This is a genomic window from Streptococcus oralis (assembly GCF_001075675.1).
GTDB classification, from domain to species: domain Bacteria; phylum Bacillota; class Bacilli; order Lactobacillales; family Streptococcaceae; genus Streptococcus; species Streptococcus oralis_V.
In genome coordinates this window covers 21482-48269 of the sequence record NZ_JUNW01000054.1, presented here as the reverse complement: position 1 = coordinate 48269, position 26788 = coordinate 21482, and the positions used below count along the sequence as shown (strand labels likewise).

Below are 26788 nucleotides of genomic sequence, written 5' to 3'. Positions count from 1 at the left end.
CTCGTGAAAAAAAGACCCGTTGGGGTCTTGACTCGCTTTCTTATTTCCGAGCTCATGAAAAAGAGGGCCATCCGGGCCCAACTCGCAATCACATTTCTATGCTCGTGAAAAAAAGACCCACCCGGGTCTGAAAAAGAGGGCCACCCGGACCTGAAAAAAAGACCCACCCGGGTCTTTTTTTTAATCTTCGTTTACGAAAGGCATCAAAGCCATTACGCGAGCGCGTTTGATAGCTGTTGTTACTTTACGTTGGTTTTTAGCTGAAGTTCCTGTTACACGACGAGGAAGGATTTTCCCACGTTCTGAAACGAAACGGCTAAGAAGCTCAGTATCTTTGTAATCAACATATTCAATTTTGTTTGCTGCGATGTAATCAACTTTTTTACGGCGTTTGAATCCGCCACGACGTTGTTGAGCCATGTTTTTTCTCCTTTATAGTATTAATTGTCCATTAGAATGGTAAATCATCATCTGAAATGTCCAATGGATTTGTTGCTCCAAATGGATTTTCAGAACGTGAAAAGTCTGGTACTGGGTTTGCAGGTGCTGATTGACCAGCAGTTGGTGCAGAATAAGCCCCACCTGTATGTCCTTCGCGCACTCCGCGGCTTTCCAACATTTGGAAATTCTCAGCCACGACTTCTGTTACGTAGACACGTTGTCCTTGCTGGTTATCGTAACTACGAGTCTGGATACGACCTGTGATCCCGATAAGAGAGCCTTTTTTAGCCCAGTTAGCAAGATTTTCAGCCTGTTGGCGCCACATAACGACATTGATAAAATCAGCCTCACGTTCGCCATTTTGACTCTTGAATGTACGGTTTACTGCAAGAGTAAAAGTCGCAACTGCTACATTTGATGGGGTATAACGCAACTCAGCGTCACGTGTCATACGCCCTACAAGTACAACATTGTTAATCATAATCTACCTTCTTACGCGTCAAGTTTGACGATCATGTGACGAAGAATGTCAGCGTTGATTTTTGAAAGACGGTCAAACTCTTTAAGAGCTGCGTCGTCGTTTGCTTCAACGTTAACGATGTGGTAAAGTCCTTCACGGAAATCTTGGATTTCGTATGCAAGACGACGTTTTTCCCATGATTTTGATTCAACAACAGTTGCACCGTTGTCAGTCAAGATAGAGTCAAAACGTGCTACCAAAGCGTTTTTCGCTTCTTCTTCAATGTTTGGACGAATGATATAAAGAATTTCGTATTTAGCCATTGATATGTTCCTCCTTTTGGTCTAATGACCCCAAGACTTTGCAAGGGGTAAGTGAGGTTTGCTCACAATTAACTATTATACTAGAAATACTAGTAGATAGCAAGAGAAAAAAGATAAAAATGAAAAATAACTCTATTGCTTAGAAATAACATTCTCTTTCAGTTCTAAAGCTCTGGCCATCTCTTTCAAAATGAAGAATAGTGAAAAGGCGACTATTACTAAAAAGAATCCTAAGTAAATAAAGGCTTCTACAAAACCTAGAGCATCAATCAGCCATCCCGTAAGAGGAAAAATAACAATCATACTCAGGCTGAACATCATGGAGTAGACACTTAGCATGGTTGCCCGTACCTCACTTGGGAGTCGCTTTTGTAAATCGTTGTCAAAAATCGGTTGAAAGAGAGCATATAAGGCGTTACTAATCAAATAAATGAAAATATAAATCAGTGGCGTACCAAAGTAGGAAAGTAAGTAGGTCACCCCCGTCAAGAGTACAAGAATAGGAAAGAGCTTTAAGGCTGCATACTTCTTTCCAATCTTACTCGCTAGATAAACTGCCCAGATATTCAAAACACTACCGATTAGCATGACCATCGAAATCTGCCATCCTTCTAAGTCCGGCAGTTGATTTTGATAGTAAAAATAAAACATGCACATCAGTGTCCCGATGATTTGGGACAGAATCATCCAACCAAAAAGACTGGGATTTCTCTGTAGCTCCTCTTTAACAGTCAACATAATCTTTTTCATGGTCAGACGCTCAGATTTTTGCGCTTTAACACGAGGCTCTTTTAGCATCCAAGTTAGGAAAAGAACGATCATAGAAGTGGCAATCATGATATAGTAGGTCAAGTGCAATTGACCATGGACAAAAAATCCCGCTAAAACGGTCCCCAAAGACCGAGTTCCTTCTGCTACTCCTGACATAAAACTTGAGATAGACAAGTAGCGCTCTTTTAATCCAGCCTCCACGGCCGAATCATAAACCATGGCTGCACTCGTCCCCGAATCAAAATTATAAGACAAGGCACTCACCACCATAGCGAGGGCATAAATCCAAAAATTACCTTGCCCAACTAGCATGAGAATAGACGATGCGATCCCAGCAATCCGACTTAAATATAGATTGGTTTTATAGGAATAGCGGTCAGCTAACATTCCAGAGGGAATTTCACAAATGACACTGGTAGCATGAAAAATACTTTCCAATAAGCCGATCTGCCAAAGTGACATCCCATTGTGACTGAGAAATAGAATCCAAAAGCTGGTAATGCCAAAAAAGGCAAAAAATTCTACCCCAGCCATGAGACCGATATTCTTCCGATAATTTGGTTTAAACATCATTTCTCCTTTAACAAGTGTATATATCCTTGTGTCTGTCACTTGTTAATCTGTGCTTTACATGTCCCTCACCTCTTCTTTCTTCTACTTTGAAAAAACGCCCCTAGGGCGTTTTGATTTATTTTACGGTTTAATACGGTGCAACATACGTGGGAATGGAATGGCTTCACGGATGTGTTTTGTACCTGCTGCGAAGGTTACCATACGTTCAATACCGATACCAAATCCACCATGTGGTACTGTACCATATTTACGAAGGTCAAGGTAAAATTCATATTCTGTACGATCCATGCCCAGTTCTTCCATTTTAGCTACAAGAGCATCGTAGTCTTCCTCACGCATAGATCCACCGATGATTTCTCCGTAACCTTCTGGTGCCAGCAAGTCTGCACAAAGCACGCGCTCTGGATTTCCAGGAACTGGTTTCATGTAGAAGGCCTTGATAGCTGCTGGGTAGTTCATGACAAATGTTGGCACACCAAAGTGGTTTGAAATCCATGTTTCGTGTGGTGAACCAAAGTCATCGCCATGCTCCAAATGCTCGTAGTCAGCATCTTCATCGTTTTCATGCTCTTGCAAAAGGTCAATGGCTTGATCGTAAGTGATGCGTTTGAACGGCTCTGCAATGTAGCGTTTCAAGAGATCTGTATCACGTTCCAAGGTTTCCAAGGCTTGAGGCGCACGATCAAGAACACCTTGAAGAAGGGCTTTAACATAAGCTTCTTGCAAGTCAAGTGACTCATCGTGTGTCAAGTAGGAGTACTCCGCATCCATCATCCAGAACTCAGTCAAGTGACGACGCGTTTTTGATTTTTCAGCACGGAATACTGGACCAAAATCAAATACACGACCAAGAGCCATAGCCCCTGCTTCTAGGTAAAGCTGACCAGATTGACTCAAGTAGGCTGGCGTTCCGAAGTAATCTGTTTCAAAGAGTTCTGTTGAATCTTCAGCCGCGTTTCCTGAAAGAATTGGGCTATCAAATTTCATGAAGCCGTTCTTGTCGAAAAACTCATAAGTCGCATAGATAATCGCGTTACGGATTTGCATAACCGCTACTTGCTTACGAGAACGGAGCCACAAGTGACGGTTGTCCATCAAGAAGTCTGTGCCGTGTTCTTTTGGAGTGATTGGGTAGTCTTGAGATTCACCGATCACTTCGATGTCTGTAATATCCAACTCATAGCCAAACTTAGAACGTTCGTCTTCTTTGACAATTCCTGTCACATAAACAGAAGTTTCTTGGCTCAATCGTTTGATGACATCAAACTTCTCAAGTCCCACTTCTTCACCAAATTTTTCTACAAAGTTTGGTTTAAAGGCTACACCTTGGAAGAAGGCTGTTCCATCACGCAATTGCAAGAAGGCAATTTTCCCTTTTCCTGATTTGTTGGCAACCCAGGCTCCGATGGTCACTTCTTGACCAACGTAGTCTTTTACATCGATAATTGTTACACGTTTTGTCATAATCTATCTTCCTTTTTTCGTTTAACTTGTCCGAAGACATCATTACCCACTATTTTACCATAAATAGACTGCGATAGCTAGGTTCTACTAGAGAAAAATCGCGAGATTTTCATTACAAAAAATCTTCGCTGAAAAGGCGAAGATTCTAAGTTTTATTTTTCCATAAACTGGTGCAAACGACGAATAGCTTCTTTCAAAGTATCCAAGTCTGTGGCATAGCTGAGACGAACATTTTCTGGTGCTCCAAATCCAGCTCCTGTAATCAAGGCCAGTCCGACTTCTTCGAGAATAGCTGTTGTAAACTCTGTCACATCGGTATAACCCTTCATTTCCATCGCTTTTTTAACATTTGGGAAGAGATAGAAGGCACCTTGGGGCTTGACAACTTCAAAACCTGGGACTTGGCACAAGAGTGGATAAATGGTATTCAAACGTTCTTCAAAGGCTTGGCGCATGGTTTCAACAGAGTCTTGCGGTCCAGTTAGGGCTTCAATGGTAGCATATTGTGATACAGCAGTCAGGTTGGAGGTCGTTTGTCCTGTTAGTTTGCTCATGGCAGCAATAATTTCAGGATTTCCCACAGCATAACCTACCCGCCAACCAGTCATGGCATAGGCCTTAGATACACCGTTAATCACAATGGTTTGCTTGCGAATGGCTTCTGACAAACTAGAAATTGGAACAAATTCGTTCCCGTTATAAACCAAACGACCATAAATATCATCTGCTAGGATAAGGACATCATGCGCAACAGCCCAATTTCCAATAGCCATGAGTTCCTCACGAGAGTAAATCATACCGGTCGGATTCGATGGTGAATTGAGAACCAAGACCTTGGTCTTATCTGTTCGGGCTGCTTCTAGCTGCTCTACTGTTACTTTAAAGTGATTGTCTTCCTTGGCCTGGACAAAGACTGGCACACCTTCTGCCATCTTGACCTGGTCTCCATAACTGACCCAGTATGGTGTAGGGATGATGATCTCATCACCAGGATTGACCACAGCCATAAAGAAGGTGTAGAGAGAGAACTTGGCACCAGTGGCAAAGGTAACCTCGTTGGCTGCAACAGAATACCCATAATAGCGTTCAAAATAGGTATTAACAGCCGCTTTTAACTCTGGTAGGCCTGAAGCAACTGTATAAAAGGAAGCTCGTCCATCTCGAATCGCTTCTACCGCTGCATCCTGAATGTTTTCAGGAGTATGAAAATCAGGCTGTCCCAAGGTTAAGAAAAGAACATCCTTTCCCTGAGCTTTTAATGCTTTGGCTCTTGCATCACTAGCTAGAGTGACGCTTTCTTCCATTTCTAGTACACGTTTGGATAGTTTCATATGCCCTCCTTATTGGATCACTGCTCCTGTTTCAAAGTCGACCAGATAGTACTGGTTTCCTGACTTGACTTCCCAAATCGGCTTGTCCTGATAACGACCAAAGGTAATCTTGTCAATGTCGCTAGCTCCTTTTTCCCTCGAAATCGTCGCTGCCTTGTCTTGAGAAATCCCCTTATCAAGCTGATAAACATAAATCTTGTGGTCATTCTTTTCAATCAGTACGGCAATGGCCTCTTGCTTTTTATTATGTCCTAAAATGCTGTAATAACCTTCTAGTCCATTATAGAAATCAACCTGATCTGCCTTTTCCAATTCAGCATACTGCTTGGCCAGTTTTTCTCCTTCAACCCTAGCATCTTGATAGGGTTTCATGCTGAGTGATATCAGATAAAGGAAGGAAGTGGTCATGACTAGTACTACCAGAGCAATGCCGATTCCATACTGTAAAAGTAGCTTGTTTTTTGCTTTTTTCTGTCTTAGTTTCACTCGTCTATTTTACCATCTCTCCTTCTTTATTACAAGTGAAGACGGGAACATTCTAAGATTCTTTTCCTATAAAATGTAAGTTCTTGTTTTTCTCTCTCATTATTGATAAAATAACCTTATGAAACAATATTTGAAAGAGAAAATTTCCGATAATCAATTAGACTTAAAAACGGCTATCGTCCTCAATAAAGCCATACGGACTTTTAAACCATATGAAGCTAAGGCTGCTAAAGAACACGGGCTAACACCCACCCAATTTTCCGTTCTGGAAACCCTCTATAGCAAGGGGGAACTACGCATTCAGGATTTGATTGAAAAAATGCTAGCCACTTCTGGAAACATGACTGTTGTCATTCGAAATATGGTTCGAGATGGGTGGATTTCTAGAACTTGTGACCCCAAGGATCGTCGCTCTTTTTTCCTGAAATTAACACCTGCAGGACGCAGAAAAATCGAAGAGGTTCTTCCTGACCATATCGATTCTATCGTAGAAGCACTCAGCATCTTGGAAGATGGCGAAAAGGAAGACTTAATCCGCATTTTAAAAAAATTTAAAAATTTGTGAGCAAAATTATTGCTAATTAGTATCATTTGTTGTAACATAGATGGTAACAAAAGGGCTCGCTCTTTGAATTTTAAGCTAAAGGAGACACATCATGTCTAAAAAAGTACTATTTATCGTCGGTTCACTTCGCCAAGGTTCTTTCAACCACCAAATGGCTCTTGAAGCTGAAAAAGCACTTGCTGGAAAAGCAGAAGTTAGCTATCTTGATTACTCAGCTGTTCCTCTCTTCAGCCAAGATTTGGAAGTTCCAACTCATCCAGCTGTAGCTGCTGCTCGTGAAGCAGTCCTTGCTGCGGATGCTATCTGGATCTTCTCTCCAGTCTACAACTTCTCTATCCCTGGAACAGTGAAAAACTTGCTTGACTGGCTCTCTCGCGCCATTGACTTGTCTGATACACGTGGTGCTTCTGCCCTCCAAGACAAGTTTGTTACTGTCTCATCTGTAGCCAATGCTGGTCACGATCAACTCTTTGCTATTTATAAAGACCTCTTGCCATTTATCCGTACACAAGTCGTTGGTGACTTTACAGCTGCTCGTGTCAATGACTCTGCTTGGGCAGACGGAAAATTGGTGTTAGAAGAAGCAACTGCATCATCACTTGTCAAACAAGCTGACGACCTTCTTGCAGCCATCAACTAATCCAGCAAAAACCAGCTCGAATGAGCTGGTTTTATGCTTGTTTCACAAAGACGAGTTCTAATTCACTTGATAAATCAGGTCGGTAGCCAAAGCCGGCAAAACTGAGCTTGCGAGCTTGTTCGACTGTATGGACTTGCCCCTCTATCAAGGCGGTCAAAAAGGCGCCACGGGCTTTTTTTGAAATAGTTGAGTGGATTTTCAACTGACCTGCCTTATCCTCCATAAATTTGAAGGTCACCATCTTTTCTCTAATTTCCTTAGAAAATACGGTTTCAAACTCTGATGATAGGAGGGAGAATAGCAAGTTCTCATCTTGTAGGGCCTCATCGTAGGCTGACTTCCAATGACTCTTTAAAGTCTTACCAGCTACTTTTAACTTCATCAGAAAGTCCAAACGGTGAGGAGCCATGGGAGATAAGGCGGGGACAACACCGTATAAAGCCGAGGTAATCAGGACATGATTTTCAAGATAGGTTTGTTCAGCCTCGGTTAACCCATTTCGTTTGATGTGACGATACATGAGACCATCGAAAAGTTTCAAGGCTGGATAATTTTTAGCCCTGTGATCTTTTAAAGCTTGAATATGGCCGTACTCTTCTTCTGCTTTCTCGGCAGATACCTTATAAAAACTTTCTAATTCACTAGCTGAGTAGTGCGCCAGTGAGTCAAGGACTGCCTGACTTTCTTCCCTCAAAGGGAGCGCATTAATATAAGGATGGTCTGTGTTCATTTCTTTGGCTGTTGGGATTAAAATTTTCATATTGCTAGTGTAGCATATTTTTCAACCACTACCAAGAATTTCATCTTAAAAACCTCGGTTCATACCGAGGTTTCTTTTACTTGACTTTAAAGGTCTTGAGATAATTATCTTTTCCAACTTGACCTTCAAAGGATTGACCATTTTCGAGGTAAGGAAGGTCGTCTGACACTGAAGCCTTGACCTTATAAATCTTGCCATCAACTTTAAAGAAATAGACGGTATCACCCTTGATGACAGCTGATTTAAGGTCTGAGACGATACCCTTGATGTTTTCTACCGTTTCATTATCCAACTCGAGGTCATTTTTATTGGCATACTTGCTGAGGAGTTCATCTACCGTAGTTGATACGATGACGTTTTGGTACTCCACGGCATCGACCAATGCATACTCCTTGACCAAGCCTGCGTTATCTTTCAAGCCCATGATATAAAGAGGCTTGTCATTGAGATTAACAAGGATAGGGAAGGTAGCCTTGTAGGCCTTCTCTTGCACTGCTCCCTCTGCAGAAGCACGGGCAGATTCTTCGGTTGCTGAAGCTAGATTGTACTTGGTGATTTCACCAGTACGCATATTTTCAAGGATAAATCCTAGATTACTTTCGTCAGCATTTGCTGAAGTCACCCCAGTGTAGAGATAAATGTCATTTCCGATAGAAAGATAGTTATAGCCCTCAGTCGTTTGGGTAACATTTTTCTTAGAAATCAAGGCATTCCAGAAGCCGTCTTTATACTTGCCGTTGTAATTGATTTGCTCGATGGTTTCTTCAGCTGGATAGACACGATCCACCCATTCTGGGACTTCATCCAAGCTGTATTCCTTGGTTTCTCCATTGGTGGCATCCAAGATAATAACAGATGAAGGACGAGGAACTCCTAGACCAAACTGTTTTTGATAAACGGTTGCTACATAGAAGGGATTGCCTTCATCATCCACCTCAAAGGATGGCGTTTTAAAAATCTTGGTTGGGTACTTGATTCGAAGATGACGTTTGACATCACGATTAAAATACTCAGAGTCTGAATACTTCATGGGCGTTTTTAAATCCACCAATTCCGCATTTCCTGTCACCATATCAACCTTGATATACTCGCCAATTCCCTTGGACTGATTATTAAACCATTTGATCGGGTCGGCATACTCCAAAGGAGTCACTCGATAAGGTTTGCCATCAACCGTCAGCTGGGTATAAGTATCTGCTGCTACGTACTGGGAGACCTTATCCGTCAGAGAGCCTAGATAACGGTCTCCAATCTTCTCTGCAGTGCTCCGATCTAGGATTGGAACCTTACTGGTATCACTCTTAGGAAAATCTTTAAAGTCTTTTTCTGTGATGGACACAACATTAGCATAATTTTTTGCTTGGAAAAAGCTAGAGGTTACCAGGCTTACCAGACCAGCAAGGGCAAAAATGATACCTGCAGTCAGAAACAATCCTCTACTAAGTTTGGTAAAAAGGAATCCTTCTAGATTGAGATCTTTGGCAGCCTTGCCATGGCGTACATGAACAGTTTTGAGGAGATTGGTATCCTTTCGGAAACTAAACAAAATCCCCATCACCACCAGATGCCCACAGAGAAAGAAGATGAATTCCCAACTAGTCAGATTGAAGGGCGGTAAAAAGATATACCAAGTCGTTGCGATAAAAACAAGTTCAAATAGTATGCGTTTCATCTGAGTTCCTCCTAAATAATCCGTCCTTCCAAATGATCCAGTTCATGCTGGCAGATCTGAGCTGGAAAACCTGTTAGCGTAATGGTCTGCTCCTGCCACTTACTATCACGATAGGAAACCGTAATCGTTTCATAACGAGTCGTCGTTCGAACACCAGTCAAGGACAAACAACCTTCCTCGGTCTCGTAAGGTCCTTTATAAGAAAGGAGAATGGGATTAAACATGACCATGGGAACCAAGCCAAGATTAAAGATAATCACGCGCTTCTGCACGCCAATCATATTAGCCGCTAGACCGACACAGGTTTCGCGATTAGCCAGCAGGGTATCCTGTAAATCTCTAGCCAGATAAAGGTCTTCCTGACTTGCAGGTTTTGAGACCTGCGACAAAAATAAGGCATCTAGGACAATTTTCTTTTCCATTCTCTTTCACTCCTTGCTATTTTACTTTATTATAGCACAAAAGGGAGCGACTTCTAACCATTCTCCTCAAATGCAAAAAAAGCCATCCGAAGATGACTTTCTTTTTAAATCGCATTCTTATCAAGACCAAGTTTACGTTGAACAAACTTGACGATTTCGACGATAAGTATCATTGAGAAGCTTCCAGCTAGAACAATACCCCATTGCGATAAGTCTAGTTTGGTTACGTGGAAGATACCTTCAAGCGGTTCTACAACGATGGTCGCCATCAGAAGGATGAAGGATACCAAGATGGACCAGTTAAAGGTCTTAGACTTGAATGGGCCAACTGTCAAGATGGATTGGTAAACAGACTTGACATTGTAGGCATGGAATAGTTGAATCAAACCAAGGGTTGCAAAGGCCATAGTAAGGGCATCCGCATGAATGGCATGATTGTCACCCACATGAACTGGGTAAGCAATTGCAAGTCCATAAACACTCATAACAATAGCTGCTTGGAGTACACCTTGATAGATGATAGAACTCAAAACACCACCTGAGAAGAAGCTTGACTTACGTCCACGAGGTTTGTGGGTCATAACACCTGGCTCAGCAGGTTCAACACCAAGAGCGATAGCTGGGAAGGTATCGGTTACCAAGTTGATCCACAAAAGATGAACTGGCTGCAAGACGTCCCAACCAAACAAGGTTGATAAGAAGATAGTTAATACTTCAGCAGTATTGGCAGAAAGTAAGTACTGAATAGTCTTTTGAATGTTTGAGAAGACCTTGCGTCCTTCTTCAACTGCGACGATAATGGTCGCAAAGTTATCATCTGCAAGAATCATGTCAGAAGCCCCCTTAGAAACCTCTGTACCAGTGATTCCCATACCGATACCGATATCGGCTGTTTTCAGAGCTGGCGCATCATTAACACCGTCACCTGTCATAGCAACAACCTTACCTTGTTTTTGCCAAGCCTTGACGATACGAACCTTGTGTTCTGGAGATACACGCGCGTAGACAGAGTATTGACCAACGACTTTTTCAAATTCTTCATCTGACAGTTCGTTGAGTTCAGCACCAGTCAAGACATGGTCTTCCGAGTCATTTTCATCGATGATTCCCAAACGTTTGGCAATGGCTTCCGCTGTATCTTGGTGGTCACCAGTGATCATGATTGGACGGATTCCCGCTTCCTTAGCGACACGAACAGCTTCTGCTGCTTCGGCACGTTCAGGGTCAATCATTCCAATCAATCCAGTAAAGATCAAGTTGTTTTCAAGCTCTTCAGAAGTCAGGTTTTCTGGAATGCTATCGATAATCTTATACGCACCCGCAAGAACACGCAAGGCTTGGTGAGCCATTTCAGAGTTGTTTGTGTGAATTAAGTCATTAACTTTCTCATCAATCGGAGCAACATCTCCAGCCTTATCACGAGCAACACAACGTTTCAAAAGTTGATCTGGAGCCCCCTTGACTGCTACGAGGAATTTACCATCTGGTAATGGATGAACCGTTGACATGAGTTTACGATCTGAGTCAAATGGTAACTCAGCTACACGAGGATATTGCTCTAAAAATCCTTTAACATCGTAACCCTTGTCCAAGGCATACTGGATGAAGGCTGTTTCTGTTGGATCCCCGATCAGGTTTCCTTCAGCATCAATCTTGGTATCGTTGGCCAAGACAACTGAACGAAGTAGTGGCATGTCCAAGCCAAGTTCAATGTCATCAGCTGAGTCATGTAGGACTGCGTCATAGAAGACTTTCTCGACTGTCATCTTGTTCATGGTAAGCGTACCAGTCTTATCAGAAGCGATGATTTCAGTCGAACCAAGCGTTTCAACTGCTGGTAACTTACGAACGATAGAGTTTCGTTTGGCCAAAACTTGAGTACCAAGGGCAAGAACGATGGTTACGATAGCTGGGAGTCCTTCTGGAATGGCTGCAACAGCAAGCGCAACAGAGGTCATCAACTCACCAAGTGGATTTTTTCCTTGAATGAAGACACCAACAACAAAAGTAACAAGGGCAATGACCAAAATTGCATAGGTCAAGACCTTAGAAAGGTTGTTCAAGTTTTGTTTGAGAGGTGTATCCGTCTCATCCGCATCTTGGAGCATGCCAGCGATATGACCCACTTCAGTGTACATACCTGTATTGACAACAACACCAAGACCACGACCATAAGTCACATTTGAGTTTTGAAAGGCCATATTGACACGGTCACCAATACCAGCATCTGCAGCGAGCTCGACTGTCAAGTCTTTTTCAACTGGAACAGACTCGCCTGTTAAAGCTGCTTCTTCGATTTTAAGAGAATTAGCTTCTAGCAAACGTAGGTCTGCTGGCACTACATCACCAGCTTCGAGAGCTACGATATCACCTGGCACCAATTCTTTGGAATCAATCTCAGCCATGTGCCCATCACGAATAACGCGAGCAGCTGGACTAGACATAGACTTGAGGGCTTCGATGGCTTCTTCTGCTTTTCCTTCTTGGTAAACACCAAAGGCAGCGTTGATGATAACCACGGCCAGAATAATAATGGCATCTGCGATATCTTCCCCACCAGAAGTTATGACGGACAAGATAGCCGCAGCAATTAGGATGATAATCATCAAATCCTTAAATTGCTCAATAAACTTGACTAGGAGAGATTTTTTCTCACCCTCTTCCAGTTCATTGCGTCCATATTCAGCTAGGCGTTTCTGCGCTTCGCTAGACGAGAGACCTTGTTCAGTTGCTTCAACTGACTTCAAGACCTCTTCAGGACTCTGAGTGTAAAACGCTTGGCGTTTTTGTTCTTTTGACATGTGTCTCCTCCTTGACATTGTGTGCAAAACAAGTTCTCTTTTAGTTTTATGACAAACAAAAAGAGACCTGTTAATCATAACAAGTCTCGCTGTTTAAGATAGTGCCGGAAAACATACTTTTCAGTATACAATTCGGAATGACGACACTATCACAGGTTTCTGCCAGCTACTCCCTTGAGTAGTACTATTATATCAAAATTTGAACAATTTTCAAGGGTTTAAATCAGATGAAACACTTTCTGAATCAAAAGTACGTTCACTGATAATGTATCTAGGACGACGTTTTGTTTCCATATAAATTTTTCCAACATACTCACCAATTACACCCAAACTAATCAATTGGACTCCACCAAGTAGGCTAACTATTGCATAGGTGCTCGCCCATCCAGCCACGACAGTACCAGCAAACTTACTCCATACAACCCAAATAATTAATAAAAAACTAAAGAGTGATGTCAGGACTCCCAGACTTGTAATCAACCTTATCGGTTTGATTGATAAACTAGTAATACCATCCATAGCCAAACCAAGCATTTTAGATAGGGGATAATGGCTCTCACCAGCAATTCGTTCATGGCGTTTATATGAAACGTAAGAATATTTAAAACCAACTAAAGGCATTAAACCACGAAGAAAAAGATTGACTTCAGTGAATTTTTCTAATTCCTTCAAGAATCTTTTAGAAACCAATCGATAGTCAGCATGATTAAAAACGACTTCTGCTCCAAATAGGCGTAAAACTTTATAAAAACCTTCAGCTGTAATTCGTTTAAAAGCAGAGTCCGTATCACGGTTATCACGTACACCGTAGACAATTTCAGAACCGCTTTTATATTCTTCAATCATTTTATCCATACAATTGATATCATCTTGTCCATCGGCATCAATGGTAATGACAATATCAGCAAACTGAATGGCCTCATACATACCTGCAAGTACACTACTTTGATGACCTCTGTTACGACTTTGCGATACACCAACCACAGAAGGGATAGATTTAGCATAACTTTCTATCAGTTCCCAAGTTCGATCTTTACTACCATCGTTTACGTACATAATTTTACTATGGCGGTGGATTTCTTCTTTCTTTATTAATTGTTCAATTTTTTCAACAAACATTGGATTAGTATGTGGTAAGACTTGCTCTTCGTTATAACATGGAACAACTATATATAAAATTGGCTTGTGTCTACTCATCTCTTTCTCCTAATCTTTTTATCCCAAAAGGAAAGTTAGTTCCTCTAAACATCCTGACTATCAATTCACAGCCCAAAATTGTCAATATGGCTACAAAAACTGTCGTTATATATTGATTAACAAAAATTCCAGTATATTTAGTAGACAACTCTTTGACTAATTTTTCTACCAAAACCAGAACTATCGGCGAATGTACTCCATAATAAATCAACGTTTTTTGTCCGATTGATTTCAAAATGGAACTCTCTGGAAGTGTTTTAAAAAATATAAGAACACTCCAAATTCCTGAAATAGCTGCCACATAAAATAAGAAATGATTCCCAATTTGCTGATAATACAAATCAACAATTTGATAGCCACTCACTCGATAGTTTAGTTTACTACTATAATTGGTAAGAATAAGTCCTATTGGTAAAAAGTAAATTGAAAAATACTTTTCTAATTGATGTAAATTATTCTTAGTCCATACTCCCAGCAAGATAAAAATCAGAGCAACAGGAACTAAATCAATATTCCAAATTAAATAATACTCCCTCTCATATACCTTCTGTCCGAGATAGACTAAAACCAAGAGAGATAGGATTATTATCAGCCACTGACCCAAATTCCATCTTCTCTTTAAAATAAAGTAACTGAAAACATGAGCCAAAAACATCACATTCAAAAACCATAATTGAAAATAAATATGCAAACGATCTGAAATCAGTAACTGTTTTATAAAATGAAGAATATCAAAACTCAGAACCTGATCAGGGTACATAACAAAAAGTTGAAACAGAAAAACAAAACTATTTAGCAAGAAAAAAGGAATAACTAAACTCTTTACCTTATTTAAACAATAGCCTGAGAAGGTTTCGTATTTTCTAACATTCAAAGTAAAACCAGATAAGAAAAAGAACAACGGTATGTGGAATGAATAGAGAAGCAACTTTGCATTATTTGGAACGAAGCTACTATGTCCAATGATAACTAATATAATCGCTAACCCTTTAGACATATCTATGTAACCAATTCGGTTCTTCATACTATCCTCCTGTTCCTAATTTTAAACGATAAACGCTCATATCTGAAGTGACAGATTCAACTTCCTCAAAGTAAACATCCTTCTGATAATGTTCTTTCATAATTTTTTTAACACTATCCATATTCCCTGAGGAAGTGGACCAAAAGAAGAGAATATTCTGATTGTTGATTGCAGAAGACAACAGATTTTCAGGTTCTTCAACTCCGTATCGTTTCATTTGTTCATAATAATGAGGAGAAAAAGTTTGCCAATTTCCTAATGTAGTTGTATTTGTCACTAACTGATTGGATCTTAATTTAAAAGTTGACAATGTAGGCTGTGAAGAAACCAAAGTGCCATATCCACCAAAAACAATAAGTTTATCCGAATTCCTCTGTACAAGATTTTGGTACTCTGAGACTACTGACGATTGAATATAGGGAAACCAATACAGTTCTTGTCCAAGCTGATTTATCCATACTGCTCCTCCTAGTATTCCCATTATTTGTAAGCTAAGGAACACCTTCCTCTTATCAAATAAACGTCTTTTTTCATAAAATGATCGAGCATAGAAAATAAATACTACTAAGAAACATACTATTAGAGGAATATACACACGCTCTACTACCCTCTGTCTAACAAAGAGAGCTCCAATTAAAAGTAATGGGGAAATCGGTACAAACCATCCGTATAGCTTCTTAGGATTAAAAATCAAGAACCAACTAATCAATATTAAAGAGAAGGTTGTCAGTATACTATTCTTAAAAAAATCTGATATCATCTGAGGCAGATTAAACGAGTATTTCTCTGAGAGGGAACGAACAGATTGAATGTTTGTTAAAAGAGTATTGCTTAAGGCTTTTTTTTCAGCAAATAACCAGTAGGTGGAGACATTCAAATCATTCTCACTTACTCCCAAAGCTTCAAATTCATTCGCATGTATTTGATAATCAATAGCAGGATAATCTCTCAAATTCGTACTTAGGGCATTCCATGTCAAATACTCCTGTACGTCAGCTTTCCCTAGTGTATATAGTTTATTGGAAGCAAAAATCAGTAAAATAACGCTAAATAATAAAACAATTTCTTTTCTTTTTTTAGAAGCTATCCATTCAAAGAGCAGAAAAGGGAATAACAGTAAAATAAAGCTAGATATAATCTGAGGCCTAATTGATAAACCAATGAATAATAGTGATAGTCCTGAAATGTACCTTTTGTCAAATAGTAAAAAAGTTGCTGCTGTAGCTGATAAATATGCGATAACGGAAAAAGAAAAATATTTAATAAGTATCAATTGGGCTAAAAACACAATTGGAAGCAAAAGATACAGTTTTTTCTTATAAAAAAAGATAGCATAGACACCAAAACTAATACAGTAAATACTAACTAAAAAAATAAAATAAATATTCCAGTTTGTAACCATTTGTTGAAGCCAAACCAAACCTGAAGATAATAAAATTCCTATGTAGGGTAGTAACATATTTTCCCCAGATAATATGGTTTGGTTTACCATGATATCATCTACAACAGGATATTCAAAACCTCTAAATGATATATAGAGATAAAAAAATAAAAATGGCAAAAATAAAAAAATTAAACTAAGTAGCCTACTGACCATATTTTTATTTATCATTACAAGATCTCTTTCGAATAAATATTACCCTTCAATTCTACCATATTTCCTTATAAAAAACTAGCTCACCTCCAACCTTGTAAGCCTATATCGTTTGAATTTTCCTTTGAAAACCAGTATAATGGTAGAATACTAAATGACTAGAAAGGAAGCCCGATGAACCAATCCATGTCAAATCTCAAATTGGCAGAACGTGGAGCCATTATCAGTATTTCAACCTACCTCCTCTTGTCTGCGGCAAAATTAGCGACTGGCCACCTCCTACAGTCTTCCAGTTTGGTAGCGGATGGTTTCAACAACGTATCCGATATTATCGGAAATGTTGCTCTTCTGATCGGTATTCGGATGGCGCGCCAGCCTGCAGACCGTGACCATCGCTTTGGTCACTGGAAGATTGAAGATTTGGCTAGTTTGATTACTTCCATCATCATGTTCTATGTTGGTTTTGATGTGCTTCGTGACACCATTCAAAAAATTCTCAGTCGGGAACAGACGGTTATTGACCCTCTAGGTGCAACTCTCGGAGTCGTCTCTGCGGCAGTCATGTTCGCAGTTTATCTCTATAATACTCGCCTCAGTAAGAAATCCAAATCCAAGGCCCTTAAGGCTGCCGCCAAGGACAATCTTTCCGATGCTGTCACCTCGCTTGGGACTTCCATTGCCATCCTAGCCAGCAGTTTTAATTATCCAATCGTGGATAAACTGGTCGCTATCATCATCACTTTCTTTATCTTAAAGACAGCCTATGATATCTTTATCGAGTCTTCCTTTAGTCTTTCAGATGGTTTTGACGACCGTCTGCTAGAGGACTACCAGAAGGCCATCATGGAGATTCCAAAGATTAGTAAGGTTAAGTCCCAAAGAGGTCGCACCTACGGTAGCAATATCTACCTTGATATCACGCTGGAGATGAATCCCGATCTATCAGTCTATGAAAGTCACGAGATTGCAGATCAGGTTGAGTCTATGCTAGAAGAACGATTTGGAGTCTTTGATACCGATATCCACATCGAACCTGCTCCTATACCTGAAGACGAAATTTTGGACAATGTCTATAAAAAACTACTCATGCGCGAGCAATTGATTGACCAAGGGAATCAGCTAGAAGAACTCCTTGCTGAGGACTTTCTCTATATCCGTCAAGATGGAGAGCAGATGGATAAAGAGGCTTATCAAGCCGAAAAAGAACTTAGTGCTGCGATTAAGGACATTCAAATCACTTCCATTAGTCAAAAAACCAAGCTCATTTGCTATGAGTTAGATGGTATCGTCCACACCAGTATCTGGCGTCGACATGAAACTTGGCAAAATATCTTCCATCAGGAAACAAAAAAAGAAGACAAAGAGTAACCCTATCCAGTGGATAGGGCCTTTTTGATTATGCTACTTTAAGCAAAGACAGACTATGACAGTTTGGAAGATTTGCTTTTCAAAGCTTGTTTTGCCTCTTTTCTTGCTTGACGATTTTGCTCGATGCGCCATTCTCTTTCATAGTACTTCATGGTCTCGTATACCCTTTCAGGAAGACCTACATCTAGTAGAAAGATAGGGATAATTAAGTCTGCTGACGGATGAAAAGGGAGACACCTTCTCTTCAGTAGAGTTAGAGGTGATTGGGATTTCACATTTTCGTTATTCTTAAAAAAAACTTCAATCCGATAGGAGTCCCTGTACTTCCCTCGAATCCGAGAGAAGGAAAATTCCTCTACATCAGCCCAAGCATAGAAATGACTGGGTTTCTTTGGATTCGGTTTGTAGTAAAACCCCTTAACTGTACATCTCAAATATTCCTTATCGGAACTCAACAGTCTGTATGTCTGATAAATAACTACTCCAGCACAAAAAAGTACAAACAGCATCAACAAAAGACTTACCGTATGAAGTCCCGTCCCCTTTTGCGAATACGAATGGAGATAATAGAGAGATAACAAGAAGAAAAGCACCGAAGCTAGGCCAAACAAGGCATTCCAAATGATTTTCTTGGGACTACGTTTAATGACTTTTTCTTCCATCATGCCAACTCACTTAAATATTCATAGCGTTCGTATTTTTCAAGAAGTTCTTCGTTTTTCTCGTCTAGCTCTTTCTGAAGCATTGCTAGTTTACCAAAGTCAGAGCCATTTGCCTGCATTTCTTCTTCAATGGTAGCGATACGATTTTCCAAGGCTTCAATATCTCCTTCAATGCTTGCCCACTCCTGCTTTTCTTGGTAGGTCATGCGTTTTTTGTCTTCACGGACCTTGACCACTTTCTCCTTTTCGGCCTTTTGCACTTGATTGACCATATCAGTTTCAAAGGCTTTTTCATCAAGGTAGTCGGTGTAATGACCAAAGAAAGTACGAATCTTTCCATCTTCAAAAGCGAGAATCTTGGTCGCTACCTTATCAAGGAAATAACGGTCGTGGCTAACTGTCAATACTGGCCCTGCAAAACCTTGCAAGAAATTCTCCAAAACTGTCAAAGTTGCAATGTCCAAGTCATTTGTCGGCTCATCCAAGAGAAGAACATTTGGTTTTTCCAAAAGCAATTTGAGAAGATAGAGGCGTTTTTTCTCGCCACCTGATAACTTCTCAATCAAGGTTCCGTGGGTCGAACGTGGGAAGAGGAACTGCTCTAGCAACTCAGCGATGGAAGTCGTAGAACCACCACTAGTCTTAACCTCTTCTGCTACTTCCTGCAGGTAATTGATGACCCGTTTGCTTTCATCCAAGCCTTCGATTTGTTGAGAGAAATAAGCGATACGAACGGTTTCCCCAATCACAACTTGCCCTGCTGTCGGCTCAAGACTTCCTGCGATGAGGTTAAGCAGGGTTGACTTCCCAACACCGTTGTCCCCAACGATACCGATACGGTCCTTGGCTTGCACCAAGAGGTTAAAATCTTGTAAAATGTGCTTGTTTTCATAGGCGAAGGAAACATTCTGCAACTCGATGACTTTTTTCCCAATCCGACTGGTTTCAAAGTTCATGGTTAAGTCTGTTTCAGCAACGCCACCTGAAACTTCTTTTTTCAAATCGTGGAAACGATTGATACGGGCTTGTTGCTTGGTCGCACGTGCCTGTGGTTGTCTGCGCATCCAGGCCAATTCTTGTTTGTAGAGTTGTTCTTTTTTGTGAAGGAGAGCAGCGTCACGCTCATCTTGTTCCGCCTTAAGGCGAACATAGTCCTGGTAATTGCCCTGATACTCGATCAAGCCTGCTCGGTCCAACTCGAAAATTCGTGTTGACAGTGCATCTAGGAAATAACGATCATGGGTGATAAAGAGAACCGTCTTCTTGGAATTTTTCAAAAAGAGGGTCAGCCACTCGATGGTCGCAATGTCCAGATGGTTGGTCGGCTCGTCTAGTAACAAGAGGTCGTGGTTGCCTAGGAGAACTTGCGCTAACTGGACCCGTCTTCTCAGACCACCTGACAATTCACCAACTGGAGTCGACAAATCCTGAATACCCAACTTGCTGAGAACGGTCTTGACCTGACTTTCGATTTCCCAGGCTTGAAGAGAATCCATCTCAGCCATGACCCGTTCCAAACGAGCCTGCTTGTCCTCGCTATAGTCGAGCATGAGGAGTTCATACTCACGAATCAACTGGATTTCCTTGAGGTCGCTGGAAAGAACCGTATCCAAGACCGTCTTGCTATCATCAAAATCTGGATTCTGAGTCAAGTAGCCAATCTGATAATCATTCTTAGCTGAAAAGGGGCTGACGTCCCCATCAAAGCCAGAAGTGCCAGAAAGGACGTCCAAAAGGGTTGTCTTACCCGTTCCATTAACACCAATCAGACCAATCCTGTCCAAATCATGGATAATAAAAGAAATATCCTTAAAAACGGTCTTGTCACCAACGGATTTGCTTAGTTTTTCAACGATAAAATCACTCATCTTTTCTCCCTCAGGTAAGCATGAATGGCATCACGGTCATTTTCCAACTCTCCATCGACAATGGCATATTCAATCTCTGTTAAAATTTCTCCCAAGTCTGGTCCTGGCTGGTAACCATATTCCTTGATTAAAATACCACCGTTAATCTGGATTTCTTTCTTGTCATGAATGGTCAAACTATGGTAAGTTTCTTTGATGGTTTGTGGGTTGACTGCTTTTCCTTGGGCCTGACGAAGACGTTCAGCTTGTAGAAGGGAATCCAAGTCAAAACGGTAACAATCACGCTTGCTCAACTCTCCTTCTTCTCGTAGAGCCAAAATAGTCAGCAAATCCTGAACCTGCTTGGCAAATTGACGTGAGGTTTTCCAATGCTTCAAAAATGGCTGAGCATCCTCAATTTCCAGTACCCACAAGAGAGCCGCCCAGGCTTGTTCGGAAGACTCAAAGGTGAAGTCCGCCTCTAAATCAAACAATTTTTGAAGCTTTTCTCGACTGTCTTCCATATCAGGGAGATAATCATAAGCTTGACTCTCAATCATGGAAGAAAGACCAACTCGCCAAAAAGGTGCCAGCAAGAGCTTATCAAACTCAACGAAGGTGCGCTCTACAGAAATTTTCTCCAAAAGCGGCGTTAAAGTCTTCATCGCCACAAAAGTTTCTGGCTCAAGTTTAAAACCGAGACTGGCCTGAAAACGGAAACCACGCATAATCCGCAAAGCATCTTCGTTGAAACGCTCACTAGCCACTCCAACTGCTCGCAAGACTTGATTTTCCAGATCTTTGAGACCATGGAACAAATCAATAATTTCGCCTGTCTCATCCAAAGCAAAGGCATTAACTGTGAAATCACGACGTTTGAGGTCCTCTTTTAGCGAACGCACAAAGGAAACCGCACTGGGTCTGCGATAGTCTACATAGACATCCTCTGTCCGAAAGGTGGTTACCTCATACTCCTCGTCACCATCTAAAACCAAGACAGTTCCGTGCTCGATTCCGATATCAGCTGTTCGCGGAAAAATCTGCTTGGTCTCTTCTGGATAGGATGAAGTCGCAATATCCACATCATGGATGGGACGATTGAGGATAGCATCTCGGACAGAGCCTCCAACAAAATAGGCTTCAAATCCTGCTTCTTTAATTTTTTCTAATACTGGTAAAGCCTTCTGAAATTCAGAAGGCATTTGCGTTAATCTCATAATAAGTGTTCTAATCCATAGACAAGCTCATGACGCTTGACAACTTCTTTGATTCCCAAATTGACCCCTGTCATGAAGGAGCTGCGATCATAGGAGTCATGACGAAGGGTCAATCCTTCTCCCTGATTGCCAAAGATGACTTCCTGATGGGCTACCAAGCCTGGTAGACGAACCGAGTGAATACGCATGCCATCAAAGTCAGCACCACGAGCACCCGCAATTAATTCTTCCTCATCAAGCGCACCTTGCTGGATAGACTCTCGAACTTCTGCCATCAACTCAGCTGTTTTTATAGCTGTTCCACTCGGAGCATCTTTTTTCTTGTCATGATGGAGCTCGATAATCTCCACATTTGGGAAATATTTGGCAGCCTGCGCCGCAAATTGCATCAGAAAGACAGCTCCCAAGGCAAAGTTAGGGGCAATCAAGCCACCCAAATCTTGTTCACGGGAAAATGCTTTTAGTTCTGTAATTTCTTCACTAGTGAATCCTGTTGTTCCAACTACTGGAGCAAAGCCATTTTCAAGAGCAAAGCGTGTATTTTCGTAGGCAACGGCTGGTGTAGTAAAATCCACCCAGACATCCGCTTCAACACCAGCCAAGTCAGCCTTATCATTGAAGACAGGAATTCCCTGCCATTCTGACTCAGACTCAAAAGGATCCAAAACTGCGACCAAGTCCAAGTCTGGATCAGCCAAGACCATCTGACAAGCAGCTTGGCCCATCTTTCCCTTAAAACCGGCAATAATTACTCGAATACTCATCTCTACTCCTGACTAAGATACAAAACTTGTAAGAACAATTTAGACGATTGGTGTATAGCTCAAGGCGATACTACCTTCTCCAAGGTGAGTCCCAATGACACTACCAAAGGTATCAATTGGAATCTCAGCAGTCACACCACTCTCCATCAAAAGCTGACGTAAATCCGCTGCCTTTTGAGGAGCGTCCCCATGAATGACTGTTATACGGTAATCCCCATCTTTTGTCAACTCCTTGATGACTTCCACCAAACGTTTGATTGCTTTCTTTTCTGTACGAACTTTTTCGTAAACTTCAATCACTCCTTGGTCATTAAAGTAAAGGATAGGCTTGATACTGAGGAGATTCCCTAAGACGGCTGCCCCATTTGACAAACGTCCTCCTTTAACCAAGTGGTCGAGGTCATCTACTATGATAAAGGCTGAATTATCAGCAATTTGGATAGCCAATTTCTCCTGAATCTGAGTAAAATCATCACCCTGTTCTGCCCATTCAAAGGCACTCTCTACCATAAATCCTAAAGGGGAACTTGTGATATGGGTATCTGGAAAGGCAATGGTCAAGCCATCATACTCATCCAACATGTATTGGATGTTCTGATAAAAGCCTGAAATTCCTGACGAAAGAAAGAGTCCCAAGACATGGGTATAGCCTTCATCTTTCAAGGAACTTAGAATCTCATCCAATTTGGCAATACTTGGTTGACTAGTTTTAGGCAATTCTGCAGACTGAGCCATTTTTTGATAAAATTCCTCAGCAGTCAGATTGACACCTTCAACATACTCCTCCCCATCAATATTGACAGGAATATCCAAGATAAATAGATTCTCTCTTTGCAGCGTCTTCTCCTCTAAATAGGCTGAAGAATCTGTAATGACAGCTAATTTCATGACTAAAACTCCAAATTGATCCCTGGAAGATCCAAGGCGATTTCTGTTACTTCATACGTCAAACGGTTGAGCATGTTCAAACATGGACGTGCCAAGGTTTCGACTTCTTCTTGGTTAAATTCGCTTGGTTCGTTGACAATTCGACCTTCCACATGGTTAACTTGAGAAATCGTTCCACTGATGACAAATTTGTCAAAGACAATCATAAAGCTCAAGATAACAACAAGCGAAGTCACTTGGTTTTCTTGGTCATGTTGGAGTAACTGGAAGTTCACGTCTACCTTGGTTTCAGGAGCTCCATTTTCATTTTCCCATTCAAAGTTACGAGCATCAAAGTGATACTGGCTAACAAATTCTTGTTCTCGTTTAAGATTCATTTTTCTCTCCCATTGCTACAATTTACTATGCAATTGTACCACATTTTTATCATTTCATCTAGTTTTCTAGGCTTTAGTCAATTCCGATTTCATCTTTAACCACAGCAGCAATCGTATCTACATAGTAGTTCACTTCTTCTGTTGTTGGGGCTTCTGCCATGACACGCAAGAGGGGTTCTGTTCCACTTGGGCGGACAAGGATACGGCCGTTGCCTGCCATCTCTTCATCCATCTTTTCGATGATTGCTTTGATAGCTGGTACTTCCATGGCTTTTTCTTTCATGGCATTTTCCACTCGGATATTGACCAGTTTTTGTGGGTAAATCGTCACTTCTGATGCTAGTTGAGACAAGCTCTTACCTGTTTCTTTCATGATCTTAGTCAATTGGACAGCTGATAATTGACCATCACCAGTTGTATTGTAATCCATCAAGATAACGTGGCCTGATTGTTCACCACCAAGGTTATAGCCTGATTTTCTCATTTCTTCGACAACATATCGATCTCCAACTGCAGTCACTGCCTTGTTAATGCCAGCACTATCCAAAGCCTTATGGAAACCAAGGTTAGACATGACCGTTGTCACGATGGTGTTTTGAGCTAACTGGCCTTTTTCAGAAAGGTATTTCCCGATGATGTACATGATCTTATCACCATCGACGATGTCGCCATTTTCATCGACAGCAATCAAGCGGTCACTGTCCCCGTCAAAGGCCAAACCAATAGCTGACTGGCTTTCTTTGACCACTTCTTGAAGAGCTTCTGGATGTGTAGAACCCACATTCAAGTTGATATTAAGACCATCTGGTGTCTCACCGATAACAGTTATTTGAGCCCCAAGGTCTGCAAAGATTTGACGAGCACTTGTAGACGCTGCACCGTTGGCTGTGTCCAAGGCCACTTTCATTCCCTCAAGAGGAGTTCCAGTTGAAACAAGGTAGCCTTCATACTTACGTAAACCTTCTGGATAGTCCACTAAGGTTCCCAAGCCTTCGGCACTTGGACGAGGAAGAGTATCTTCTGTAGCATCTAGCAAGGCTTCAATTTCTGCTTCTTTTTCATCATCAAGTTTGAAGCCATCCCCACCAAAGAACTTAATTCCATTATCAAGGGCTGGATTGTGGCTAGCGGAAATCATGACACCTGCACTAGCTCCCTCAGTTTTAACCAAATAAGCTACTGCTGGTGTTGCAAGGACACCGAGTTTGTAGACGCGAATCCCTACTGATAGAAGACCTGCCACCAAGGCAGATTCTAGCATTTCTCCTGAGATACGTGTATCACGTCCTACAAAGACTTTAGGGGCTTCCGTTTCATGTTGGCTAAGAACATAACCACCAAAACGTCCCAATTTAAAGGCCAATTCTGGCGTCAGTTCTACGTTTGCTTCTCCACGGACTCCATCGGTCCCAAAATATTTACCCATGTTGTTAATCATCCTTTTCTACTTTTTTGTTTATTCTTGTTTAGACAAGTCTGGTTTTGTTTCTGAACTCGTTGAAGACGAACTGCTGGTTGAAGAGCCCGTTGACGAGGTCACTGACGAAGAACTCGAGCTAGACGATACTGTTTTGGTTGTAATTTTCATTGTAGTGTCAAATGGCATAATGACGCTTGGTAGGACATTCCCATTTTTGTCAACTGCTTGTAGTGGAACAGAGGCAGAATAGTTACCTGTTATCCGTTCACTCGTCGGCAAGATGGCAATAACTCGATCTACTCTAGAGAGAGTCTCCTCGTCACTAATAACTGTTACTTTTTCATCTGACACAGTGACTGTATCAATTTTCACACGAGAATCAATCTGGCTAGGGTCAATCTCTGGCACAACGATTACATTATCTCGTTTTGCTTTTTTACCGACCTTGACTGTTATCTTTTGCGGAGTTGCAACAGCCGTCAAACCACTCGGTAAATTTTCAATGGTTAGAGGAACTTCGATGGTTCCTACACTGGCATTGGTTAAGTCAGCTTTGACCTTGAATTTCCGAGTGCTTTCCTGCATCTCACTCGCCAAAGCAACCCTATTTGATCCAGTCAGGAAGACTGTCACTTCAGATGTGAAACCACTGATAAAGTACTGGTCGCTATCATACTGAATATCGATTGGGACATTAAGAACCGTATTGGTGTAGGTTTCCGTCCGCACCTGTCTGGCACTGTTGCTATTCTGGTAGTTTATTGAAGTAGCGTAGATAAAGAGGATGCAGGCAAAAAAGAAGGATGAAATAATATAAAGACTATTTTTTCTCATGTTTCAATCCTCCTAACAAACGCTCCTTCAGACCGTGCTTTTCCTCTGATGCTGGAAGCAAGATTCTTCTCAATTCAGCTTCAAACTCTTCCAAGGTCAAATCATGCTTAAAGACTCCATTATAGGTGATTGAGATTCCACCTGTTTCCTCAGAAACCACAAAGGTAAGAGCATCTGATACTTCTGACAAACCAATCGCCGCCCTGTGGCGTGTCCCAAACTCCTTGGAAATCCCAGTATTTTCAGTCAGAGGTAGGTAGGCTGAAGTTACGGCAATCCGATCTTCTCTAACAATGACCGCACCATCGTGCAAGGGAGTATTGGGAGTAAAGATATTAATCAATAACTCAGAGGAGATTTTCGCATCTAGAGGAATCCCAGTTGAGATGTATTCCTGCAAGGTTCTCACTCGCTGAACAGCAACCAGAGCACCAATCTTACGCGGACTCATGTATTCGACTGATTTGACAAAGGCACGGACCATTTGCTCTTCCGCACTAATTGGAGCATTGGAAAAGAAATCTGTCGCCCGCCCCAATCGTTCCAAACCAGTCCGAATCTCTGGCGAGAAGATAACCACCGCTGCGATGACCCCGTAGGTGATAATCTGATTGATCAACCATGAAATGGTCGTTAAGCCAATCATATTGGACAGAATCTGGCCTAGAATAAAGACCAAAACTCCCCGAACCAAGATCATGATTTTAGTCCCTGCAATCGCTTTGGTAAAATGGTACAAAATATAAGTCACAATCAAAATATCAATCAGATTGATGACTATCGTCCAAGGACTTGAAAACAAACTTGTCCAGTATTGCCAATTGGATAATTGTTGAAAATTCATCCCTGGCCTCCTCCCTGTCAAAACACTTTCCGTACTATTATAC

26 protein-coding genes are annotated in these 26788 nt (G+C 41.3%); 3 read left to right on the top strand and 23 right to left on the bottom strand.

Going from position 1 to position 26788, the window contains the following annotated elements; genetic code table 11:
• Positions 1–180 precede the first annotated feature (180 nt).
• From rpsR to ADM50_RS07805, 7 genes are all read right to left on the bottom strand, one after another.
• The gene (gene rpsR, locus ADM50_RS07835) at positions 181–420 is read right to left on the bottom strand and encodes a 30S ribosomal protein S18 (RefSeq protein ID WP_000068664.1); all 240 of its coding nucleotides are present in this window, start codon (positions 418–420) and stop codon (positions 181–183) included.
• A 31-nt stretch (positions 421–451) separates the two neighbouring features.
• Positions 452–922, bottom strand: a complete 471-nt coding sequence (gene ssbA, locus ADM50_RS07830) for a single-stranded DNA-binding protein SsbA (RefSeq protein ID WP_000609596.1) — start codon at positions 920–922, stop codon at positions 452–454.
• Positions 923–933: 11 nt separating this feature from the next.
• On the bottom strand, positions 934–1224 hold the full coding sequence (gene rpsF, locus ADM50_RS07825) for a 30S ribosomal protein S6 (RefSeq protein ID WP_001151782.1): 291 nt from the start codon (positions 1222–1224) through the stop codon (positions 934–936).
• A 132-nt stretch (positions 1225–1356) separates the two neighbouring features.
• A complete protein-coding gene (locus ADM50_RS07820; protein ID WP_049485206.1) occupies positions 1357–2565 on the bottom strand; it encodes an MFS transporter in 1209 nt (402 codons plus the stop codon).
• Between the two features lie 123 nt (positions 2566–2688).
• Positions 2689–4032, bottom strand: coding sequence for an asparagine--tRNA ligase (gene asnS / locus ADM50_RS07815; protein WP_049485204.1), 1344 nt, complete (start codon positions 4030–4032; stop codon positions 2689–2691).
• 152 nt (positions 4033–4184) lie between these two features.
• Positions 4185–5363 carry a pyridoxal phosphate-dependent aminotransferase gene (locus ADM50_RS07810; protein WP_049485203.1) on the bottom strand — a complete coding sequence of 393 codons (1179 nt, stop codon included), beginning with the start codon at positions 5361–5363 and terminating at the stop codon, positions 4185–4187.
• A gap of 9 nt (positions 5364–5372) precedes the next feature.
• The gene (locus ADM50_RS07805) at positions 5373–5849 is read right to left on the bottom strand and encodes a cell wall elongation regulator TseB-like domain-containing protein (RefSeq protein WP_000776856.1); all 477 of its coding nucleotides are present in this window, start codon (positions 5847–5849) and stop codon (positions 5373–5375) included.
• Between the two features lie 118 nt (positions 5850–5967).
• Between ADM50_RS07805 and ADM50_RS07800 the strand changes: the two genes are divergently transcribed.
• Together ADM50_RS07800 and ADM50_RS07795 are read left to right on the top strand one after the other, a co-directional pair.
• Entirely contained in the window at positions 5968–6414 is a 447-nt protein-coding gene (locus ADM50_RS07800; RefSeq protein ID WP_000816318.1) for a MarR family winged helix-turn-helix transcriptional regulator, read from the top strand.
• A gap of 91 nt (positions 6415–6505) precedes the next feature.
• Complete coding sequence (locus tag ADM50_RS07795) at positions 6506–7054, top strand: NADPH-dependent FMN reductase (RefSeq protein WP_049485201.1); 549 nt, start codon at positions 6506–6508, stop codon at positions 7052–7054.
• Between the two features lie 31 nt (positions 7055–7085).
• Here the strand turns inward: ADM50_RS07795 and yaaA are convergent, their stop codons facing one another.
• The 7 genes from yaaA to ADM50_RS07760 all read right to left on the bottom strand — a co-directional run bounded on the left by yaaA (position 7086) and on the right by ADM50_RS07760 (position 16542).
• Positions 7086–7814 (bottom strand): peroxide stress protein YaaA, encoded by a 729-nt coding sequence (gene yaaA, locus ADM50_RS07790; protein WP_049485200.1) that lies wholly within the window; start codon positions 7812–7814, stop codon positions 7086–7088.
• 76 nt (positions 7815–7890) lie between these two features.
• Positions 7891–9486, bottom strand: coding sequence for a hypothetical protein (locus ADM50_RS07785; RefSeq protein ID WP_049485199.1), 1596 nt, complete (start codon positions 9484–9486; stop codon positions 7891–7893).
• A gap of 11 nt (positions 9487–9497) precedes the next feature.
• Complete coding sequence (locus ADM50_RS07780) at positions 9498–9908, bottom strand: peptide deformylase (RefSeq protein ID WP_044020458.1); 411 nt, start codon at positions 9906–9908, stop codon at positions 9498–9500.
• Between the two features lie 104 nt (positions 9909–10012).
• Complete coding sequence (locus tag ADM50_RS07775; RefSeq protein ID WP_049485198.1) at positions 10013–12709, bottom strand: cation-translocating P-type ATPase; 2697 nt, start codon at positions 12707–12709, stop codon at positions 10013–10015.
• Between the two features lie 210 nt (positions 12710–12919).
• Entirely contained in the window at positions 12920–13906 is a 987-nt protein-coding gene (locus ADM50_RS07770) for a glycosyltransferase family 2 protein (RefSeq protein WP_049485196.1), read from the bottom strand.
• Positions 13899–14930, bottom strand: coding sequence for an acyltransferase family protein (locus ADM50_RS07765; RefSeq protein ID WP_049485195.1), 1032 nt, complete (start codon positions 14928–14930; stop codon positions 13899–13901). The genes ADM50_RS07770 and ADM50_RS07765 overlap by 8 nt, the downstream gene beginning before the upstream one ends.
• A 1-nt stretch (position 14931) precedes the next feature.
• Complete coding sequence (locus ADM50_RS07760) at positions 14932–16542, bottom strand: hypothetical protein (protein ID WP_049485193.1); 1611 nt, start codon at positions 16540–16542, stop codon at positions 14932–14934.
• 156 nt (positions 16543–16698) lie between these two features.
• Between ADM50_RS07760 and ADM50_RS07755 the strand changes: the two genes are divergently transcribed.
• Positions 16699–17892, top strand: a complete 1194-nt coding sequence (locus tag ADM50_RS07755; RefSeq protein WP_049485191.1) for a cation diffusion facilitator family transporter — start codon at positions 16699–16701, stop codon at positions 17890–17892.
• Positions 17893–17945: 53 nt separating this feature from the next.
• On the opposite strand, the gene ADM50_RS07750 is transcribed toward ADM50_RS07755, so the two are convergent.
• The 9 genes from ADM50_RS07750 to cdaA form a co-directional block, all read right to left on the bottom strand.
• The gene (locus ADM50_RS07750) at positions 17946–18557 is read right to left on the bottom strand and encodes a hypothetical protein (protein WP_049485189.1); all 612 of its coding nucleotides are present in this window, start codon (positions 18555–18557) and stop codon (positions 17946–17948) included.
• A complete protein-coding gene (locus tag ADM50_RS07745; RefSeq protein WP_049485187.1) occupies positions 18554–20422 on the bottom strand; it encodes an ABC-F family ATP-binding cassette domain-containing protein in 1869 nt (622 codons plus the stop codon). Before ADM50_RS07745 ends, ADM50_RS07750 begins: the two co-directional genes overlap by 4 nt.
• Positions 20419–21618, bottom strand: coding sequence for a CCA tRNA nucleotidyltransferase (locus ADM50_RS07740; protein ID WP_080983088.1), 1200 nt, complete (start codon positions 21616–21618; stop codon positions 20419–20421). Before ADM50_RS07740 ends, ADM50_RS07745 begins: the two co-directional genes overlap by 4 nt.
• Entirely contained in the window at positions 21615–22382 is a 768-nt protein-coding gene (gene dapB / locus ADM50_RS07735; RefSeq protein WP_049485185.1) for a 4-hydroxy-tetrahydrodipicolinate reductase, read from the bottom strand. The genes ADM50_RS07740 and dapB overlap by 4 nt, the downstream gene beginning before the upstream one ends.
• A gap of 39 nt (positions 22383–22421) precedes the next feature.
• Positions 22422–23270 carry a DegV family protein gene (locus ADM50_RS07730; RefSeq protein ID WP_049485183.1) on the bottom strand — a complete coding sequence of 283 codons (849 nt, stop codon included), beginning with the start codon at positions 23268–23270 and terminating at the stop codon, positions 22422–22424.
• A 2-nt stretch (positions 23271–23272) separates the two neighbouring features.
• Positions 23273–23647 carry a DUF1149 family protein gene (locus tag ADM50_RS07725; RefSeq protein ID WP_001050092.1) on the bottom strand — a complete coding sequence of 125 codons (375 nt, stop codon included), beginning with the start codon at positions 23645–23647 and terminating at the stop codon, positions 23273–23275.
• Between the two features lie 73 nt (positions 23648–23720).
• On the bottom strand, positions 23721–25073 hold the full coding sequence (gene glmM / locus ADM50_RS07720; RefSeq protein ID WP_049485211.1) for a phosphoglucosamine mutase: 1353 nt from the start codon (positions 25071–25073) through the stop codon (positions 23721–23723).
• Between the two features lie 30 nt (positions 25074–25103).
• Entirely contained in the window at positions 25104–25901 is a 798-nt protein-coding gene (locus ADM50_RS07715) for a CdaR family protein (protein ID WP_049485181.1), read from the bottom strand.
• Positions 25888–26745 carry a diadenylate cyclase CdaA gene (gene cdaA, locus ADM50_RS07710; RefSeq protein WP_049485179.1) on the bottom strand — a complete coding sequence of 286 codons (858 nt, stop codon included), beginning with the start codon at positions 26743–26745 and terminating at the stop codon, positions 25888–25890. Before cdaA ends, ADM50_RS07715 begins: the two co-directional genes overlap by 14 nt.
• Positions 26746–26788: the final 43 nt, after the last annotated feature.

Excerpts from the sequence above, each read along its gene's own strand:
- rpsR (WP_000068664.1), bottom strand. The coding sequence starts at position 420 with ATGGCTCAACAACGTCGTGGCGGATTCAAACGCCGTAAAAAAGTTGAT.
- ssbA (WP_000609596.1), bottom strand. The coding sequence starts at position 922 with ATGATTAACAATGTTGTACTTGTAGGGCGTATGACACGTGACGCTGAG.
- rpsF (WP_001151782.1), bottom strand. The coding sequence starts at position 1,224 with ATGGCTAAATACGAAATTCTTTATATCATTCGTCCAAACATTGAAGAA.
- ADM50_RS07820 (WP_049485206.1), bottom strand. The coding sequence starts at position 2,565 with ATGTTTAAACCAAATTATCGGAAGAATATCGGTCTCATGGCTGGGGTA.
- asnS (WP_049485204.1), bottom strand. The coding sequence starts at position 4,032 with ATGACAAAACGTGTAACAATTATCGATGTAAAAGACTACGTTGGTCAA.
- ADM50_RS07810 (WP_049485203.1), bottom strand. The coding sequence starts at position 5,363 with ATGAAACTATCCAAACGTGTACTAGAAATGGAAGAAAGCGTCACTCTA.
- ADM50_RS07800 (WP_000816318.1), top strand. The coding sequence starts at position 5,968 with ATGAAACAATATTTGAAAGAGAAAATTTCCGATAATCAATTAGACTTA.
- ADM50_RS07795 (WP_049485201.1), top strand. The coding sequence starts at position 6,506 with ATGTCTAAAAAAGTACTATTTATCGTCGGTTCACTTCGCCAAGGTTCT.
- yaaA (WP_049485200.1), bottom strand. The coding sequence starts at position 7,814 with ATGAAAATTTTAATCCCAACAGCCAAAGAAATGAACACAGACCATCCT.
- ADM50_RS07785 (WP_049485199.1), bottom strand. The coding sequence starts at position 9,486 with ATGAAACGCATACTATTTGAACTTGTTTTTATCGCAACGACTTGGTAT.
- ADM50_RS07780 (WP_044020458.1), bottom strand. The coding sequence starts at position 9,908 with ATGGAAAAGAAAATTGTCCTAGATGCCTTATTTTTGTCGCAGGTCTCA.
- ADM50_RS07775 (WP_049485198.1), bottom strand. The coding sequence starts at position 12,709 with ATGTCAAAAGAACAAAAACGCCAAGCGTTTTACACTCAGAGTCCTGAA.
- ADM50_RS07770 (WP_049485196.1), bottom strand. The coding sequence starts at position 13,906 with ATGAGTAGACACAAGCCAATTTTATATATAGTTGTTCCATGTTATAAC.
- ADM50_RS07765 (WP_049485195.1), bottom strand. The coding sequence starts at position 14,930 with ATGAAGAACCGAATTGGTTACATAGATATGTCTAAAGGGTTAGCGATT.
- ADM50_RS07760 (WP_049485193.1), bottom strand. The coding sequence starts at position 16,542 with ATGATAAATAAAAATATGGTCAGTAGGCTACTTAGTTTAATTTTTTTA.
- ADM50_RS07755 (WP_049485191.1), top strand. The coding sequence starts at position 16,699 with ATGAACCAATCCATGTCAAATCTCAAATTGGCAGAACGTGGAGCCATT.
- ADM50_RS07750 (WP_049485189.1), bottom strand. The coding sequence starts at position 18,557 with ATGATGGAAGAAAAAGTCATTAAACGTAGTCCCAAGAAAATCATTTGG.
- ADM50_RS07745 (WP_049485187.1), bottom strand. The coding sequence starts at position 20,422 with ATGAGTGATTTTATCGTTGAAAAACTAAGCAAATCCGTTGGTGACAAG.
- ADM50_RS07740 (WP_080983088.1), bottom strand. The coding sequence starts at position 21,618 with ATGAGATTAACGCAAATGCCTTCTGAATTTCAGAAGGCTTTACCAGTA.
- dapB (WP_049485185.1), bottom strand. The coding sequence starts at position 22,382 with ATGAGTATTCGAGTAATTATTGCCGGTTTTAAGGGAAAGATGGGCCAA.
- ADM50_RS07730 (WP_049485183.1), bottom strand. The coding sequence starts at position 23,270 with ATGAAATTAGCTGTCATTACAGATTCTTCAGCCTATTTAGAGGAGAAG.
- ADM50_RS07725 (WP_001050092.1), bottom strand. The coding sequence starts at position 23,647 with ATGAATCTTAAACGAGAACAAGAATTTGTTAGCCAGTATCACTTTGAT.
- glmM (WP_049485211.1), bottom strand. The coding sequence starts at position 25,073 with ATGGGTAAATATTTTGGGACCGATGGAGTCCGTGGAGAAGCAAACGTA.
- ADM50_RS07715 (WP_049485181.1), bottom strand. The coding sequence starts at position 25,901 with ATGAGAAAAAATAGTCTTTATATTATTTCATCCTTCTTTTTTGCCTGC.
- cdaA (WP_049485179.1), bottom strand. The coding sequence starts at position 26,745 with ATGAATTTTCAACAATTATCCAATTGGCAATACTGGACAAGTTTGTTT.